This window comes from Roseobacter sinensis (assembly GCF_025755255.1).
GTDB lineage: Bacteria > Pseudomonadota > Alphaproteobacteria > Rhodobacterales > Rhodobacteraceae > Roseobacter > Roseobacter sinensis.
Genome location: NZ_JALIEB010000009.1, coordinates 162,975 through 179,641 on the forward strand (window position 1 = coordinate 162,975; position 16,667 = coordinate 179,641).

The window sequence follows — 16,667 nt, forward strand, 5'->3', positions numbered from 1 at the left end:
GCTACAATCTGCGCTTCATCATGCGCTGCATCCGCGTCCTGACCTCGTCCGTGACCAGCGGCACGGCAGGTTGCCCGGCGATCCGCCCGAAACGCCGGTAGACGGTGGGGCCGATGCGCAGCCGTTCGATCACCTCCATCAGGACCTGCCCCGCGACCGGTGTGCGTTCCGCGATCGCGGCACTTCGGGCAAACATGTTCTCGACCATGTCGCCTTTCTCGGTCCAGTAGGTGATCATGCCATCAAATAGAGGCCCGCCGCGTGACAGGCGTGCCTTCGGTGGCCAGGGCCGTTCGGGGTAGAAGACCGAAAGCTCGGTTTCGTACAGTTTGCAGCTGTTGGCAAAGACGCTGGCATTCAGGGCCGTCGCGCGCTCGACGTCTGAGCGGCCAAGATCGGTGAGCGTGTCGGCGATGGCAACGAGCCAGCGCAGCGAGAGCTCGCCACGGATCGCATCGAACTGCTCGTCGAGGATGCGCCAGAAGAGCCGCTGCGCCGGCAGACAGGCCGGATCGCGCCGGATCACGACGATGGTGCAAGCCAGCAAGTGCGACAGGCGCGAGCTGCCGCTGAACTCCGGCTGCAACTTGTGAAAATGTGCGTTCAGATCCTTCGAGCGCCCCGCCCAGCTCGCCTCCGGGCGGCCCGGGATGACACAGTCGACGAAGGGCTCCAGCGCAACATCGGGATCAGGCAGCGCCGTCGCGGCGCGGTCGGTGCCGATCACGCGGCTGGAAAAATAGGCAGACCAGAGCTGATACACGGTCTCATCCGTCTCCGCGCGCGGCGGCAGCTGCATCTTGCCGTTGCCGTCCGCGCCGTATCCCAGCACCTCGTAATCCGCCGCGAACAGCCTGCGGAACCGGGCTTCGTCCTCCGCTGTCCAAGTGTCCTTCCCATCGGTTGGCCCGCGAGAGGGGCGCAACTTGGGCAGCGTCGCAGTGAGCCCAAGCTCGGCACAGGCCCGGGCAAAGTCACTGTCGAGCTGCTCCAGCCGCAAAACGCGCGTGGCAAGATGCAGGCAATTGAAGGGATGGGTCTGCGGAATGAGGTGGTGTTTGAGGTTCCAGCTGAGGTTTCGGGCACTGCGGTCGTGGCCGATCCATGGGTCCTCGAGAACGTCGAGCGCCTTCGCGATGGTCAGATCGGGCCAGCGGGGCTGCGTGTAGTAGTCTCCGACGCCGTCGTTGCCGTATTTGAACATGCGAAAGGCCGAGAGAAACCGCGCCTTCGGCTCGCGGATCACCGCCAACCGGGCCCATTCAGCATAGCGCTTGGGGATATGGCCGAAAAACCGCTGCGCGACCCGGCCCCCCAGAGCGGCCTTGACCGAGGTGCCAGCCGTCTTTGGCAGGTGTATGAAGACGATCTTCGGGTCTGGCAGAATGAAATTGGTCATTGCGGATTTTTGTCGTTTTTCGTTCGGCCTGCGGTCACGTCTTACAGTGAATTCCAACCACCGCAAAGCGCAAACCCCCCGCGCAACGGTCGCGCCTGGCCTGCGGCTGCGGGTGCCCGTCGTACAGCAGATGCCACAGGTGCACGACGGGCCACCCGAGGGTGGCCCGGTTCGTATCCAGATCTTATGATTGGAGAGTGTCTTGGAGCGGGCGATGAGATTCGAACTCACGACCCTAACCTTGGCAAGGTTATGCTCTACCCCTGAGCTACGCCCGCATCCTTGGGTGAGGCGTGAGATACCTCTGCTGCCCCGAGCCTGCAAGTGAAAAATAAAGGTTTCATCAAAAAAACAGTGCCGGGACAGCCCCCTTCAACTGGCGCGCTGGATCAGATCCCATCGGTTGCCGAAAGGGTCCCGGAAGACTGCAACGGTGCCGTAGATCTCATCGCGCGGCGCCTCCTCGAAGACGATCCCCCTGGCGATCAATGCGGCGTGATCACGGGCAAAGTTGTCGGTCTCCAGAAACAGCCAGACACGCCCCGCGCCCTGTTGCCCGATCGCTGCGCGCTGTGCCTGCGTTGCGGCACGCGCGAGCACGATGCGCGTCTGTGACCCCGGCGCTGCCACGGTGACCCAACGCTTGTTGCCCTGCGGAATGTCTTCGCAGAGCTCAAAGCCGAGCGTGCCGCAGAAAAACGCGATCCCCGCCTCGTAGTCGGGCACGATGACAGAGAGGGCGGCGAGGTGCATGGGGGCTCCGGGGGTCAGAGGACGAGGTCGTTGTCCTCTTCCTCTTCGCGGCTTTCGTCATGGGTGGCAAGGGCGATCCCGAAGGTCAGGATGCCGACACGCCCTGCTGTCATCAGCCCGATCACGATGAGCTTGCCGAGATCGCTCAACTCTCCGGTCAGCCCCATGCTCAACCCCACGGAGCCAAGCGCCGAGATCACCTCGAACATGACCACATCGAAGGCCGCGTCGGCCTCCGTCAGAAACAGAAGGAACATCGCCAGCGCCATGAGCACGAGATAGTACGCCAGCCCGGCCGTGGCATTCTGCAACCGTTCCAGCGGGATCTCGCGCTTGAAGAAGCGGATGCGGTCACGGCCCTTGGTGGTCGAACGGACGAGCCCGATGAGTGCCGCGAAGGAGGTGGTCTTGAGCCCACCCCCGGTGCCCGCGGGCGAGGCACCGATGACCATCAGGAAGAAAAAGACGATCAGAACCGCATGGCTCAGCGCGCCGATGGGGTAGGTGCCGAAGCCCGCGGTGGTCGAGGCCGACATCACCTGGAAGAAGGCGGTGAGCAGCCGTTCGTTCGCGGGCAGCGTAGCGATGCCGGGCTCCACCACCATGAGGAGCACGGTGCCGATCAGAAGGAACAGCAGTGTCATCCGGATAATCACCTTGCTGGTGAACCCCAGATGCGCAGCGCGGCCCGACAAGGTGCGCGACGCATCCACGACGATCAGAAAGCCCATGCACCCAAGATGCTCAGCGCGCTGATGGTCAGGGTGATGCCCGGATGCGCGTAGAAGCCTTGGAAGCTATTCGAAAAAAGGCTGAAGCCCGCCGTACAGAACGCTGAAATCGAATGAAAAATCGCGCTCCAGAGCGGGTTTTCCACCTCCTGTTGGCGGAAGAAGACAAAGAGGATTGCCGCACCAAACGCTTCGCAGATGAGGGTGAAACGGATCACCGAGCGGATGACCGGCTTCGGCCTGATGTTCTCCGGCAGGTTGAAGGCGTTCTTTGTTGCCTCGCGGCGCAGTTTGCTCATGCGGTCTTGCGCCGTCATCAGGATGAACGAGCCCACGGTCATGTATCCAAGCCCGCCCAACTGGATCAGGAGCAGGATCACCAGCTCGCCGAAAAACGTATAGCTGCTGCCGGGATCGACCGAAACGAGCCCGGTGGTGGAGGCCGCCGAGGTGGCGATGAAAAGGGTGTCGACGGCACTGATCGCTGTGTCCTGCGGGAAGGGCAGGCTGAGCAGAAGCCAGCCCAGCAGGATGTAACTCAGATACCCCAGCAGCAACAGACGGGCCGGCGTGGTGTGCAAGAGCGCGGCGCGCAGCCGGATCGTGCGGGCGCGCAGGCTGCGCGGCTTGCCGGTCTCGGTTTGCTCGGCGCCGTCACTTTCGTCGCTGTCCTGGAACATGCGTGCCAATCGTCCCCGAAATCAGGAAGGCAACGCCGGAGTGAGCGCCTCTGTTCCAGAGTGATGCCGCGCAGCGCAGGGCTGCGCGCCGTGTCCGGATTATGTCTCGGCGCTCAGGTCGGGCCGACCGGTGCGCTCAAGTCGGACCAGAGGTCTTCCAGTGTCCGCTGAGCCTCCGGCATATCCGCCGCCACTCCGTCGAGCCCCATCATAGCCACGAGATCGGCGGCGACGCGCGTGATCTGCCCGCTGAGAACGATGCGCAGATCGGGCCGGCTGACGCGCAGGGCCATGACCAGGCGTGCAAGCGCTGCGGCGGAATGCACTCCGCCCGCCGAAAGGCCAAGGATCCGGCAGGGACTCGCGGTGATGTCCGCCATCAGCTCCTCGTGGCTGCGCCCCGTCAGCACGTCCACATTCCAGCCGTCCTGGCCGAAGAGGTCGGCCGCCATATGCACGCCCAAGGTATGAATTTCGCCGGGCACCGTCGCAAAGATCGCGGACTTCACCTCGACCGGATGATGCGGGACGAAGAGATAGCTGTATTCGCGCAGAATCGCGTAGATCCGGCTGCTGGCGATCGTGACCTCGTGAAAACTGACATGGTCGTCGTCCCACCACTCGCCGAGGATCGCCGCGGCTTCGGCAAGGTAATTGAGATAGATCGACTCGAGCGCGGCGCCGTCGTCCTTGACCTCCTGCACGAAGGCTGCCCCTTCGCCCGGGTCATCCGAAATCAGCGCATAGCATAAGGATTCGACCTTGCGGCGGCTGGGCTGGTTGACCGGGTCTCGATTGGTGCGCCGCTCGGCTGTGACGCGGGTCAGCACCTCGCGCACGATGTCTCCAACCGCCTCCTGCGGCAGTCGTGCCTTGAGCTGCAAAACGTCGGACTGCACTTGGTCGTAACGTCCGAACGCACGCGGTTCGGACGATCCGTCGGGCTCGGGCATGGCTCCCCCCCTGGGCGCGGCTATGTCGTTCCTTCGTGTACTTGATGAGTCTTTCGGCAAGGGTAGCTGACACGCAATACGTGTGTCAACGAAAGTTGACAGTCTGCACCTTAAAGCTGTGCAATTGGCGTGCGTTCGCGCCCCAATCCAGTCCCGTGGGTCAGTCCAGTTCGACCAGCAAGTCCTTCGCGTCGATCTGGCCCCCGGGGCTCACATGCACCGCCTTGACCGTCGCATCGCGGTCGGCATGAATGCCCGTCTCCATCTTCATGGCTTCGATGGTCAGCAACAGATCGCCCGCCTTGACGGGCTTGCCCGCCTGTGCTGCGACAGAGGCCACCACGCCCGGCATCGGCGCACCGATGTGGTTGGCGTTGCCGGCTTCCGCCTTGGGCCGTTGCGCGGTGCTCGATTTCACCAGACGGTTCGGCACCCGGATCACGCGGGGCTGGCCGTTGAGCTCGAAGAAGACGCGCACTTCGCCGTCCTCGGTGGTTTCACCGACCGCTTGCAAACGGATCTCCAGCGTCTTGCCGGGGTCGATTTCGGCGCTGATCTCCTCGCCCGGCTCCATGCCGTAGAAGAACGTCTTGGTGGGCAGGGTGCGCACCGGGCCATAGGTGCGGTGACGGCCCATGTAATCCAGAAAGACCTTGGGATACATCAGGTATCCGCAGAGGTCCTCGTCATCGACCTCCTTGCCCTCCATCGCCTCCGAGGCCTCCTTGCGCAGCGCCTCCAGATCGGCGGGCGGCAGGTGCTTGCCGGGGCGCTCGGTGTTCGGTTTTTCGTCCTTCAGCACCTTTTTCACGATGCCATCGGGGAAACCGCCCGGGGGCTGGCCGAGGTTGCCGCGCATCATGTCGATGACCGAATCCGGGAAGGCCACATCGGTCTCCGGATCCTCCACATCCGCTCGCGTGAGGCCTTGGGAAACCATCATCAGCGCCATGTCGCCAACGACTTTCGAGGACGGCGTGACCTTAACGATATCGCCGAACATCTGGTTCACATCCGCATAGGTCTGGGCGACCTCGTGCCAGCGCTCTTCGAGGCCCAGCGAGGCCGCCTGCGCCTTGAGGTTGGTGAACTGCCCGCCCGGCATCTCGTGCAGATAGACCTCCGATGAGGGGGCCTGCATGCCGGTCTCGAAGGCGGCGTAGTGGCTGCGCACCTCTTCCCAGTAGTCGGAGATTTCGCGGATCGCCTTGGTGTCGAGCCCGGTGTCGCGGTCGGTATGCTTGAGCGCCGCCACAACCGAGCCAAGCGTCGCCTGAGAGGTGTTGCCTGAGAGCGCGTCCATCGCGCAATCCACCGCATCGACGCCCGCTTCACTGGCGGCGAGAATGGTGGCACAGGCCACGCCCGCGGTGTCATGGGTGTGGAAGTGAATGGGCAGGCCGACCTCCGACTTCAGCGCGCGCACCAGCTGCCGCGCCGCGGCGGGTTTCAGCAGCCCCGCCATGTCCTTCAGCCCCAGCACATGGGCGCCGGCGTCCTTCAACTCCTTGCCCATCTCGACGTAGTATTTCAGATCATACTTGGCGCGGTCCGGGTCATTGATGTCGCCGGTGTAGCAGATCGTGCCCTCGCAGATCTTCTCGGCCTGGATCACCGCGTCCATGGCGACGCGCATGTTCTCGACCCAGTTCAGGCTGTCGAAGACGCGGAAGACGTCCACGCCGGTTTTCGCCGCGACCCGCACGAACTCCTGCACCACGTTATCGGGGTAGTTGGTATAGCCCACGCCGTTCGAGGCGCGCAGCAGCATCTGCGTCATCACGTTGGGCATTCGGCTGCGCAGATCGCGCAGGCGCTGCCAGGGGCATTCCTGCAGGAAGCGATACGCCACATCGAAGGTCGCCCCGCCCCAGCATTCGACGCTGAAGAGCTGCGGCAGGTTGGCGGCATAGGCGGGGGCCACGCGGATCATGTCGATCGACCGCATGCGCGTGGCCAGAAGCGACTGGTGCCCGTCGCGCATGGTGGTGTCGGTGATCAGAAGCTGGCGCTGCTGCCCCATCCAGTCGGCCACCGCCTGTGGGCCCTTCTGCTCCAGGAGGTTGCGGGTGCCCATCAGCGGCTCGGCCTTCAGCGCGGGCGGGCGGGGCTCGCGCACATGCGCGCCGGGACGCGGGTGGTCCTTCGTCTCCGGATGCCCGTTCACCGTCACATCAGCGATATAGGTGAGCACCTTTGTGCCGCGGTCACGACGGCGCGAGAACTGGAAGAGCTCCGGCGTCTCGTCGATGAACTTGGTGTGGTAGGTGTTGTCGAGGAAGGTAGGGTGCTTCAGCAGGTTCTCGACAAAGGCGATGTTGGTGCTCACGCCCCGAATCCGGAACTCGCGCAGCGCCCGATCCATCCGTGCAATCGCGGCTTCGGGCGTCTGCGCCTTGGCGGTCACCTTCACCAGCAGGCTGTCGTAGTAGCGCGTGATCACACCCCCGGAATAGGCGGTCCCGCCGTCGAGCCGGATGCCCATACCCGTGGCCTCCCGGAAGGCGGTGATGCGGCCATAGTCGGGGATGAAGTTGTTCTGCGGGTCTTCCGTGGTGATCCGGGTCTGCAGTGCGTGACCGTTGAGCCGCACATCGTCCTGCGTGGGCTTGCCGGTCGCTTCCGCAATGGTCTTGCCCTCCGCGATCAGGATCTGCGCCTGCACGATATCGATGCCGGTCACTTCCTCGGTGACCGTATGTTCCACCTGAACACGGGGGTTCACCTCGATGAAGTAGAACTTGCCGTCCTCCATATCCATCAGGAATTCGACGGTGCCCGCGCATTCGTAATTCACATGTTTGCAAATCTTGTAGCCGAGTTTGCAAATTTCTTCCCGTTGTTTTTCAGTGAGATAGGGGGCTGGCGCGCGCTCCACGACCTTCTGATTGCGTCGCTGCACCGAGCAGTCCCGCTCGTAGAGGTGATACATCCCCCCATGCGTGTCGCCGAGGATCTGAACCTCCACGTGGCGGGCGCGCAGGATCATCTTCTCCAGATAGCCCTCGCCATTGCCAAAAGCCGCTTCAGCCTCACGGCGGCCTTCGAGCACCTTCTCTTCCAGTTCCTTCTCGGCAATGATCGGACGCATGCCGCGCCCGCCGCCGCCCCAGGAGGCCTTGAGCATCAGCGGATAGCCGATCTCCTTGGCCTCCGCCTTGATCGCCTTCATGTCATCGCCCAGTACCTCGGTGGCGGGGATGACCGGGACACCGGCCTCCATCGCCACGCGCCGCGCGCTCGCTTTGTCGCCCAGAGCCCGCATGGTCTCGGCCTTGGGGCCGATGAAGGTGATGCCGTTCTGCTCGCAGGCGTCGACGAAATCGGGGTTTTCCGAGAGCAAGCCGTAGCCCGGGTGGATCGCGTCGGCCCCGCTGGCCTTCGCGACGCGGATCATTTCGTCGATCGACAGGTAGGCGGCCACCGGCCCCAGCCCTTCGCCGATGCGGTAGGCCTCATCCGCCTTGAAGCGGTGCAGGCCCAACTTGTCTTCCTCCGCATAGACCGCAACCGTTTTCTTGCCCATTTCATTGGCCGCGCGCATGATGCGGATGGCGATCTCACCCCGGTTTGCGATCAGGATTTTGCGGAACTCGGGCATCAGGGCCTCCATTGGTCGTGCGCGGATGCGTCTCTTTAGGAAGTATTAACCCTTCCGTAAACGCGTACTATTGGGTACGTGCCTGCGATCTCTGCCGCACCGCAGCATTTTGGATCGGAAATGTAAAGTGCCCTTCGGTCAGGCTGGCGGCAAGACGATGGGTGCAGGCAGGTCGGCGAGGGTTCGCGCGCCGAGTTGCCCCATGTTCGCAACGAGATCCTTTTCGAGAATGTCGATCAGATGTGCGGGGCCCTGGGCGCCGAGGGCTGCCATTGCGTAGTGGAAGCCGCGGCCGAGCATCACGAAGTCCGCGCCCGAAGCGAGCGCGCGCAGGATGTCGAGCCCGCTCTCGATGCCGGAGTCGAAGAGGAGCGGCAGCGAGGTTTCCGCGCGAACCTTGGGCAGGGCGTCGATGGCGGCGGGGGCGCCGTCGAACTGGCGGCCCGCGTGGTTCGAGACCCAAAGCGCATCGACGCCGATCTGCGCGAGCCTCGGGGCATCCTCGGCGCGCAGCACGCCTTTCACGATGAACGGCCCCTCCCAGGCGTCGCGCAGCCAGCGCACATAGTCCCAATCGGGTGAGGTACGCAGCAGGTAGCCCACATGGGCGGTGGAGGACAGCGCCGTGGCGGTCTCGGCGGCGTATTTCTCCAGCGTGCGCATCTTCGGCAGACCGTGGCGTGCCATCCCCAGCGCCCAGGCGGGCCGCACGGCCACCTGCGCCAGAAGCCGTGGGGTGAGGCGCGGTGGCAGGGTGAGGCCGGAGCGCGTCTGCCGCTCGCGTCGCGAGGCGACGGGCACATCGACGGTGAGCACCAGCGCCTTGAAGCCTGCAGCCTTGGCGCGGGCAAGCATGTCGCTGCGGATCGCCTCGTCGCGCGGCGGGTACATCTGGAACCAGCCGTGGTCTCCGAGATGGGACGCGACGTCTTCCGGCGATTGCGTGGCGACGGTCGAGAGCGTGTAGGGAATGCCTGCCTTGGCAGCAGCGCGGGCGAGCAGGTCTTCGGCGTCGGGCCACATGAGCCCTGACATACCCACCGGGGCCACGCCGAAGGGGCGCGGAAGGCTCTCACCGAAGAGGGTCACGCTGAGGTCGGGGGTGAACTCGCCGTGCAGGATGCTTGGCAGGAAGCCGATGCGGTCGAGGCCGGCGCGGTTGCGCGCCTTTGTGCGTTCCTCGCCGGTGGCGCTGTCGAGATACTCCCAGACGAAGCGCGGCAGGCGCTGGCGCGCGCGGGTGCGCAGGTCGCTGAGGGCGGGGTATCGGCTGTGCAGATCCATGAGCGCCTTGGTGGCGCAAATGGGCGGCGGTGTCTATCGTGGCGGGCCGGAGGATATTGAGTATTTTTGGACGGCTGAAGCGGCAGGGCGTGTGGAACAATATGAGAACGTATCTTTATCTTGGGCGCAGTCAGATGTAGGGTGAGATCATGAGCAGTTTTGACGAGATGGATGCCTTCGAGGGCGCCTCGCTGTCGGCGCGGGCGATGGCGGCGCGGCCGCAGCCCTATCTGGAGGGGTTAAACCCGGCGCAGCGCGAGGCGGTGGAACAGCTGGAAGGGCCGGTTCTGATGCTCGCGGGCGCGGGCACGGGCAAGACGCGGGCGCTGACCGCGCGGATTGCGCATCTGCTGATGACCGGCACGGCGCGGCCCAATGAGATTCTGGCGGTGACCTTCACCAACAAAGCCGCGCGCGAGATGAAGAACCGTGTGGGCCAGATGCTCGGGCAACCGGCGGAGGGGATGCCCTGGCTCGGCACTTTTCATGCGATCTGCGTGAAGCTCCTGCGGCGTCATGCGGAGCTGGTGGGGCTGAAGTCGAATTTTTCCATTCTGGATACGGATGATCAGTTGCGGCTGCTGAAGCAGTTGGTCGTGGCGGCGAATATCGATGAAAAGCGCTGGCCCGCGCGGCAGTTGGCGAGCATTATTGACGGCTGGAAGAACCGGGCGCTCACGCCGGAGAAAGTGCCTGCGGCGGATGCGGGGGCGTATAATCATCGCGGGGCTGAGCTTTATGCGCAGTACCAGAGCCGGCTGAAGGAGCTGAATGCCACCGATTTCGGCGATCTGCTGTTGCATATGGTCACGATCTTTCAGACCCATGCAGATGTGCTGGAGCAGTATCAGCGCTGGTTCCGCTATATCCTGGTGGACGAGTATCAGGACACGAACGTGGCGCAGTACATGTGGCTGCGGCTGCTCGCGGGCGGGCACAAGAACATCTGTTGCGTGGGCGATGACGACCAGTCGATCTATGGCTGGCGCGGCGCCGAGGTGGGCAATATCCTCCGGTTTGAAAAGGATTTTTCGGGTGCCCATGTGGTGCGGCTGGAGCAGAATTATCGCTCGACGCCGCATATCCTCGCGGCTGCATCTGGCGTGATCGCGGGCAATGAGGGGCGGCTCGGCAAGACGCTTTTCACCGATCTCACCGAAGGCGAGAAGGTGCGGCTCATCGGCCATTGGGATGGTGAGGAAGAGGCGCGCTGGATCGGCGAGGAGATCGAGGCGGCGCAAAAGGGCACGCGGGGCAGGGCGCCCCATGGTCTGGACAAGATGGCGATTCTGGTGCGGGCCTCGCACCAGATGCGGGCCTTCGAGGATAGGTTCCTGACGATTGGATTGCCGTACCGGGTCATCGGCGGGCCGCGGTTTTATGAGCGGATGGAGATCCGCGATGCGATGGCCTATTTCCGGGTCGTGGTCAGCCCCGATGATGATCTGGCCTTCGAGCGGATCGTGAACACGCCGAAACGGGGGCTGGGCGACAAGGCGCAGCAGACGATCCAGCGCATGGCCCGCTCGAACGGGATCAGCCTCGTGGAAGGTGCGCGGCTCTGCGTGCAGACCAAGAGCATTGGCGGCAAGGGCGGCATTGAGCTCGGCAAGCTCATCGACGGCATCGACCGCTGGGGCCGGATGCTGGGTGACACAGACCCCAGCTATATGGAACTGGCCGAGATCATCCTCGATGAGAGCGGCTATACCGCGCATTGGCAGAACGACAAGACGCCCGAGGCGCCGGGCCGGCTGGAGAACCTCAAGGAACTCGTGAAGGCTCTGGAAGGCTTTGAAAACCTGCAAGGATTCCTCGAACACGTCAGTCTGATCATGGACAATGAAACCGATGATGGCGGCGAGAAGGTTTCGATCATGACGCTGCATGCGGCCAAGGGGCTGGAGTTCCCCATGGTCTTCCTGCCGGGTTGGGAGGACGGGCTTTTCCCCTCGCAGCGGTCGATGGATGAGAGCGGGATCAAGGGCCTCGAAGAGGAGCGGCGGCTGGCTTACGTGGGCATCACCCGGGCGGAAGAGGTCTGTACCATCTCCTTTGCCGCCAACCGCCGGGTCTTCGGGCAATGGCAGTCCTCCATGCCCTCGCGCTTCATCGACGAGCTGCCGCAGGAGCATGTGGAGGTGCTGACGCCGCCGGGGCTTTATGGCGGCGGCTACGGGGCGGCGGGGATGCAGCCCTTGCGCTCGGACCTTGCGGAGCGCGCGGCGGAGGCGAATGTCTACAACTCGCCCGGATGGCGGCGGCTGCAGGAGCGCAGCCAGCAGCGCCCCGTGAGCCAACCGCGCGAGGCCAAGAACACGGTGATCGACATGAATGCGGTCTCCAGCTTCACCGTGGGCGAGCGCGTGTTTCACCAGAAGTTCGGCTATGGCGCCATCCAGGGCATCGAAGGCGACAAGCTGGAGATTGCCTTCGAGAAGGCGGGCACCAAGAAGGTGGTGGCGAAGTTTGTCACGGGGTGTGACGATATTCCGTTTTGAGTGTCGCGATCCCGGGTGAAGCACTCTCTGGCCATGCGAGGTGAGCAGCCAACCTTATCGCACGGCTGGCAGGCTGGGTAACGCCGGTCTGCCCCCGGGGCGGGCGCTTGCAGCGCCACACCCGCAAACGGATGCTGCCCTCAGTGCGATACGCCAGCCATGATGAAATCAGTCAGCAATGCCGCCTCTGAAAACAGCAGGCTGGGCCTTGAGCCAGTTCAGGTCAGTCAAGCGGCAGCAGCGTGCGCGCCTCGAAGGCCTTCACGATGGGTCGCGCGGCCCGAGGCAGGCGCGTTGCAGCCAATTCGGGGAAGAGCGCCATGATCTCTGCGTGCGTCTCACGGTCGGCATCCAGAATGTGATCGCCCGCGTAGAAGCTTTCCAGCAGCGCGCCATGCGCGAAAACCACTTCATGAGCGTCGAACATCACGTGGAAATAAGTGACCGCATCGCAGGGCGCCGTGAAGATCCGATCACCGTCGCAGAGATGCTTGGCCGCGCATAGCACCTGCGGCACGTCGAAGAGGAGTTCGCATTTCCATCCGCTGAGCAAGACGCGATGCTGGGGGGAGACCCGCAGCACCTCGCGGTTGCCGATTGTGCCGGGCAGGAAGGTGACGGGGGTTTGCGCGCCTCGGCCGGGCACCGTTCGGCGGCCGATCCAGCGGATCGAGCGCGGGCCGTGATCCAAGGTCTCAACCAGATCGCCGACCGCCAGCCGATCCACCGGGACCTCGCCCCGAGGTGTGCGCAGCGGGGTGCCGGCAGTGAAACAGGCCACGGCTACAGTGTTGATGTTGAGATAGGTGAAGGTGCGGCCGTTCGGCAGAGTCACATTGCCGCCCGTGCGCGAGAAGGGGTTCACGGTCGAGCCGACGGGCACCGTCAGGCTGTCGTCGCCGTTGCCACCCTGTACGAACGTGGTGTTGAGACCGGCAAAGATCACATCGTCGCCGCGCCCGCCTTCCAGATTCCCGCCGCCATCCTCTGCGTAGAGCGTATCGTCGCCATTGCCGCCGCGCAGAATGTTGTTGTTGCCCGACCCGCCGCGCAGCACGTCGTCGCCGGTGCCGCCGTCGATATTGTTGTTGCCGCTGCCGCCCTGCAAGATGTCATCGCCGCGCCCGCCATCGATGGAGCCGCCCAGGCTGCCGTCGTCGGTCAGCGTGTCGTCGCCCGACCCGCCGACGTAGCCGGACGCATTCAGCCCGACCGATCCACTCACGTCGTTGTCCGCGTCATTGCCACGCACCTGGACGAATTCTCCGAAGGAGCCGGAGTTGATGTCGGCATCCGTATAGGTGGTGACGGCCCCGCTGCGGGTATCGGCAAAGCTGATGGAGTTGGCGGTCAGGGTGATCTGAAAGCGGTCATTGATACTGCGGGCGTCGATGGTGCTGTTGCGGGTGATGTCGAGCCTGGCCCAGAAGGCAGGATCGTTGATGTCCGCAGTCGTCAACCTCAGAAAGACTGGCATCTCACATCCACACACCCGTCCGCCTCGCTGCTCCGAGGCGCTGCCCGGCGATCAGCTCTGCGAAGATCCACCTCCAATGGTATGAATCTTAACAAAAAGCTGCCTTAAGTCACGGTCGCCGAGGCAAGTTGAAACATTTTGGCCGAAGCGCGCCGATCCGCGATGCCAAAGCAAAAAGGCGGTGCCCGGGAGGAGGGCACCGCCTTCAAAATTCGCTGCATTGGTCAGGGAGGAGGAAGACCGCAGCAACGTGTCACAACCAGCCAGGCTGGTCTCAAATAGGGACAGCGACATCCGGGAGGAGGATGAATGCCGCTGCCTGGTCACAGACGCCCTAGGGAGGAGGAAAGAACGCCTGTTTCGGACGCAGAGTTATGCCTCTGCGAATTTCTCTGCCGCTTCGAGGGCGAGGCCGCGGATCATCGACCGGCTCAGGCCAAGATCGTTCAGTTCGCGGTCGCTCAGTGCAGCCAGTTCGGTGAGTGTGATGCGGTACACGCGGTATTTGGCGTAGCGCCGTGCCGCGGTCTCGAACATATGTGCGGTGGCCGCCAGCGCCCGTTCGATCAGGCTGCCGGATGCGGAATGTGTCTGTGTGTAGTAGGCCATTGTCTGCGCCTCATCTCGTCTTGTCTTGTTGCTTGTGGTCTTTATGTAGGCAAATGCTGCGTGTGCACAATAGCGCCTGTCACAATGCTGCTATGCAGCAATTGCATGGGCGCCCTAGCGCAAATTTATGCGTGTTGCTATAGGGTTAAGCAGTTGGGCACCCGAGATACCGTTAGCGGAAACAGGCGCTTATCAAAGTGGCGCGGATGAGGAGAAATTGAGCATGTCTGTGACAAAAGCCGATGTTGAGGCCGCGCTCGCCCGCGTCGCCCTGCCGGACGGAAAGAGCCTGGTCGCGCATGACTTGATTCGCGCGCTGACAGTGGAAGGTGACACCGTGCGCTTCGTGATCGAGGCGCCGAGCCCGGAGGTCGCGCGCCAGATGGGCCCCCTGCGCGATGCAGCGGAGCAGGCGGTGAAACAGCTGCCCGGGGTGGGGGCCGCGCATGTGGCGCTGACCGCCCATGGTCCGGCAGAGAAGAAACCCGAGCCACCCAGCCTCAAGATCGGGGGGCATCCGAAGCCGCAGACCGGGCCGACGCGGCCCGCAGGCGTCCAACGCATTCTCGCGATCGGCTCCGGCAAGGGTGGGGTGGGCAAATCAACGGTGTCGTCGAACCTCGCCGTGGCGCTGGCCCGTGCGGGCCGCAAGGTGGGGCTGCTGGATGCCGATATATATGGCCCCTCCCAGCCGCGCATGATGGGTGTCAACAAGCGCCCCGCCTCGCCCGACGGCAAGACCATCATCCCTCTGCACGCCCATGGGGTTACGCTCATGTCCATCGGCTTCATGCTGGAAGAGGGCAAGGCCGTGGTCTGGCGCGGCCCGATGCTGATGGGCGCGCTGCAGCAGATGCTGGGGCAGGTCGAGTGGGGTGCGCTTGACGTTCTGCTTGTCGATCTGCCGCCGGGCACGGGCGACGTGCAGCTGACGCTGTGCACGAAATCCGAACTCACGGGGGCGATCGTCGTCTCCACGCCGCAGGATGTGGCGCTGATCGACGCGCGCAAGGCGCTTGATATGTTCGCAACCCTCAGCACGCCCGTGCTCGGGCTCATCGAGAATATGTCAATGTTCGTCTGCCCGGATTGCGGTTCCGAACACCAGATCTTCGGGCAGGGCGGGGTCGCCGCGGAAGCTGAGAGGCTGGGCGTGCCGCTCCTCGGCGCCCTGCCCATCGATCTCGAGACGCGCCTCGCGGGCGACGGGGGCACACCGGTCGCGGCGGGGGACGGGCCAATGGCGGATGCTTATGCGCGCATCGCAGAAAGGCTGATCAAAGACGGTATGGCCTAGGTGAGCGCGCGGCCTTCGATCAAATGGCCGTAGAGCGTGCTCAGCACGCTGATTGACACGACGATCTGAAAGTAGGTGAGGAGGATCTGACCGAAGATCGCCAGCCCCAAAGATATGCCGATGAGCCCGGTCGCGATCCCCGCCAGCACCACCTGCATCACCGCCAGGATCACCACGACGCGGAAAATCCCGCCCGAGAGCGGCGCGGTGGCCCGCCAGCTTTCCGAGGTTTTCAGGCTGCGCCCCAGCGCAGCGGCGGGCAGGGTGAGGCTGATCCGCAGGGCGACCCAGGACAGGATCACGCCCACGGCAATGCCCAGGACCACGCCTATGCCAAAGCTGGCAGAAAGAGATCCGGCGCTGAAAAGCGCTGAAACAACGCCGATCAAAATGCCGCCGGGCAGGGCGGCGGCGAACAAGACCAGCCCCACGATCAGCAGCCGAATGAAATAGCCAATCAGAACGCCGGTGCCGGGGCGCATGACCGCCGCGCGGGCCGCGCCCTCCAGCAGAGCGTATCTGTGCCAGCAGACCGCGATCAGCAGCATACCCATCAGCCCGAGCATCAGGACCACCAGAAGCGTCGACAATGGTGTCTGCGCCGGATCCGAGCTTGGCAGGCCCAGCATCTCCGGGCCACCGACCACGGTCGAGGCCGCCACCAGCGCCGCGCCGGGGGCTGTCACTTTCAGGGTTTGAAGGGGGTCGGCAAGGATCAGGCCGAAGGATCGGTGCAGGATCGCGATATCCGTCTTCATACTCGTGACTCGCAGTGAACTCCGGTCGCAGCCTAAGACGCTTGCTACGTCGCAACAATCTGTCTTTGGCAGCTTGGTTAAGCGCCATGGGAGATCATGGGAGGGGTCGTCGTTCTGAGTGAAACTGCCCAAGGATGCGGCGCTCGAATCGGATTCAAACCATATTACCGCGCTGTGAGGGAGAACAAATCAAAAACATGAGCATGGTCGACACCGTTTGGATCAACTAAGTGGGATTTGATGGGAAGAAATATGCCGATGGTAATTATCTACATCTTGAAGGGCTAGATCAATAAAACACAATTTGTGGGGTAAAATCATCTCTCGCTGATCAATATCTTGTTTTTCGTTAACCTGAAAAGCAAGATTTAGGGATTTGGTAACCAAAAATCTCTTGCCGTACCATGTTTTCCCACGTTATACCTAGTGGCATCAGATGAGAACGAGCCGGGGCACCGAACGACCCCACGCAAACAAAACTCTAGCAGGTTCATACAGGCACCTCGCTTTCATCCGACCAAAGAGATCCGGCGCGCGAGCGAGCAGACATCCCCCCAGATGGCGCGCGCAGCTGGACTTACCGCCAAGCGCGGGACGAGGGCGGCGGGTTGATCAGTGGCAGCA

At 63.5% G+C, this 16,667-nt stretch carries 12 protein-coding genes and 1 tRNA gene; 2 read left to right on the forward strand and 11 right to left on the reverse strand.

The annotated features are described in order from the left end of the window. Position 1: 1 nt before the first annotated feature. The 8 genes from MUB52_RS14680 to MUB52_RS14715 form a co-directional block, all read right to left on the reverse strand. The gene (locus MUB52_RS14680; protein ID WP_263844987.1) at positions 2-1,399 is read right to left on the reverse strand and encodes a sulfotransferase family protein; all 1,398 of its coding nucleotides are present in this window, start codon (positions 1,397-1,399) and stop codon (positions 2-4) included. Positions 1,400-1,602: 203 nt separating this feature from the next. Beyond that, positions 1,603-1,677 (reverse strand) — tRNA-Gly (locus MUB52_RS14685). A gap of 94 nt (positions 1,678-1,771) precedes the next feature. Next, the gene (locus tag MUB52_RS14690; protein ID WP_263844988.1) at positions 1,772-2,152 is read right to left on the reverse strand and encodes a VOC family protein; all 381 of its coding nucleotides are present in this window, start codon (positions 2,150-2,152) and stop codon (positions 1,772-1,774) included. Positions 2,153-2,166: 14 nt separating this feature from the next. Next, on the reverse strand, positions 2,167-2,883 hold the full coding sequence (locus tag MUB52_RS14695; RefSeq protein WP_263844989.1) for a potassium transporter TrkG: 717 nt from the start codon (positions 2,881-2,883) through the stop codon (positions 2,167-2,169). Then, positions 2,871-3,563, reverse strand: coding sequence for a potassium transporter TrkG (locus MUB52_RS14700; protein ID WP_263844990.1), 693 nt, complete (start codon positions 3,561-3,563; stop codon positions 2,871-2,873). The genes MUB52_RS14695 and MUB52_RS14700 overlap by 13 nt, the downstream gene beginning before the upstream one ends. A 113-nt stretch (positions 3,564-3,676) precedes the next feature. Next, on the reverse strand, positions 3,677-4,516 hold the full coding sequence (locus tag MUB52_RS14705) for a cobalamin B12-binding domain-containing protein (protein ID WP_263844991.1): 840 nt from the start codon (positions 4,514-4,516) through the stop codon (positions 3,677-3,679). Positions 4,517-4,676: 160 nt separating this feature from the next. Then, entirely contained in the window at positions 4,677-8,117 is a 3,441-nt protein-coding gene (locus MUB52_RS14710) for a pyruvate carboxylase (RefSeq protein WP_263844992.1), read from the reverse strand. Between the two features lie 138 nt (positions 8,118-8,255). Further along, on the reverse strand, positions 8,256-9,401 hold the full coding sequence (locus tag MUB52_RS14715) for an alpha-hydroxy acid oxidase (protein WP_263844993.1): 1,146 nt from the start codon (positions 9,399-9,401) through the stop codon (positions 8,256-8,258). A gap of 149 nt (positions 9,402-9,550) precedes the next feature. On the opposite strand from MUB52_RS14715, the gene MUB52_RS14720 reads away from it, so the two are divergent. Then, complete coding sequence (locus tag MUB52_RS14720; protein ID WP_263844994.1) at positions 9,551-11,902, forward strand: ATP-dependent helicase; 2,352 nt, start codon at positions 9,551-9,553, stop codon at positions 11,900-11,902. Positions 11,903-12,125: 223 nt separating this feature from the next. Here MUB52_RS14720 and MUB52_RS14725 read toward each other — a convergent pair whose 3' ends face one another. Together MUB52_RS14725 and MUB52_RS14730 are read right to left on the reverse strand one after the other, a co-directional pair. Continuing rightward, entirely contained in the window at positions 12,126-13,379 is a 1,254-nt protein-coding gene (locus tag MUB52_RS14725; RefSeq protein ID WP_263844995.1) for a Hint domain-containing protein, read from the reverse strand. Positions 13,380-13,751: 372 nt separating this feature from the next. Further along, positions 13,752-13,988 carry a DUF1127 domain-containing protein gene (locus tag MUB52_RS14730; RefSeq protein WP_404818229.1) on the reverse strand — a complete coding sequence of 79 codons (237 nt, stop codon included), beginning with the start codon at positions 13,986-13,988 and terminating at the stop codon, positions 13,752-13,754. Between the two features lie 223 nt (positions 13,989-14,211). Between MUB52_RS14730 and MUB52_RS14735 the strand changes: the two genes are divergently transcribed. Further along, entirely contained in the window at positions 14,212-15,285 is a 1,074-nt protein-coding gene (locus MUB52_RS14735; RefSeq protein ID WP_263844996.1) for an Mrp/NBP35 family ATP-binding protein, read from the forward strand. On the opposite strand, the gene MUB52_RS14740 is transcribed toward MUB52_RS14735, so the two are convergent. Next, entirely contained in the window at positions 15,282-16,043 is a 762-nt protein-coding gene (locus tag MUB52_RS14740) for a hypothetical protein (protein WP_263844997.1), read from the reverse strand. The two genes, MUB52_RS14735 and MUB52_RS14740, sit on opposite strands and share 4 nt — an antisense overlap. Positions 16,044-16,667 lie beyond the last annotated feature (624 nt).

Bases quoted from the DNA above. Each gene is read 5' to 3' on its own strand.
- MUB52_RS14680 (WP_263844987.1), bottom strand. From the start codon at position 1,399: ATGACCAATTTCATTCTGCCAGACCCGAAGATCGTCTTCATACACCTG.
- MUB52_RS14690 (WP_263844988.1), bottom strand. From the start codon at position 2,152: ATGCACCTCGCCGCCCTCTCTGTCATCGTGCCCGACTACGAGGCGGGG.
- MUB52_RS14695 (WP_263844989.1), bottom strand. From the start codon at position 2,883: ATGGGCTTTCTGATCGTCGTGGATGCGTCGCGCACCTTGTCGGGCCGC.
- MUB52_RS14700 (WP_263844990.1), bottom strand. From the start codon at position 3,563: ATGTTCCAGGACAGCGACGAAAGTGACGGCGCCGAGCAAACCGAGACC.
- MUB52_RS14705 (WP_263844991.1), bottom strand. From the start codon at position 4,516: ATGCCCGAGCCCGACGGATCGTCCGAACCGCGTGCGTTCGGACGTTAC.
- MUB52_RS14710 (WP_263844992.1), bottom strand. From the start codon at position 8,117: ATGCCCGAGTTCCGCAAAATCCTGATCGCAAACCGGGGTGAGATCGCC.
- MUB52_RS14715 (WP_263844993.1), bottom strand. From the start codon at position 9,401: ATGGATCTGCACAGCCGATACCCCGCCCTCAGCGACCTGCGCACCCGC.
- MUB52_RS14720 (WP_263844994.1), top strand. From the start codon at position 9,551: ATGAGCAGTTTTGACGAGATGGATGCCTTCGAGGGCGCCTCGCTGTCG.
- MUB52_RS14725 (WP_263844995.1), bottom strand. From the start codon at position 13,379: ATGCCAGTCTTTCTGAGGTTGACGACTGCGGACATCAACGATCCTGCC.
- MUB52_RS14730 (WP_404818229.1), bottom strand. From the start codon at position 13,988: ATGGCCTACTACACACAGACACATTCCGCATCCGGCAGCCTGATCGAA.
- MUB52_RS14735 (WP_263844996.1), top strand. From the start codon at position 14,212: ATGTCTGTGACAAAAGCCGATGTTGAGGCCGCGCTCGCCCGCGTCGCC.
- MUB52_RS14740 (WP_263844997.1), bottom strand. From the start codon at position 16,043: ATGAAGACGGATATCGCGATCCTGCACCGATCCTTCGGCCTGATCCTT.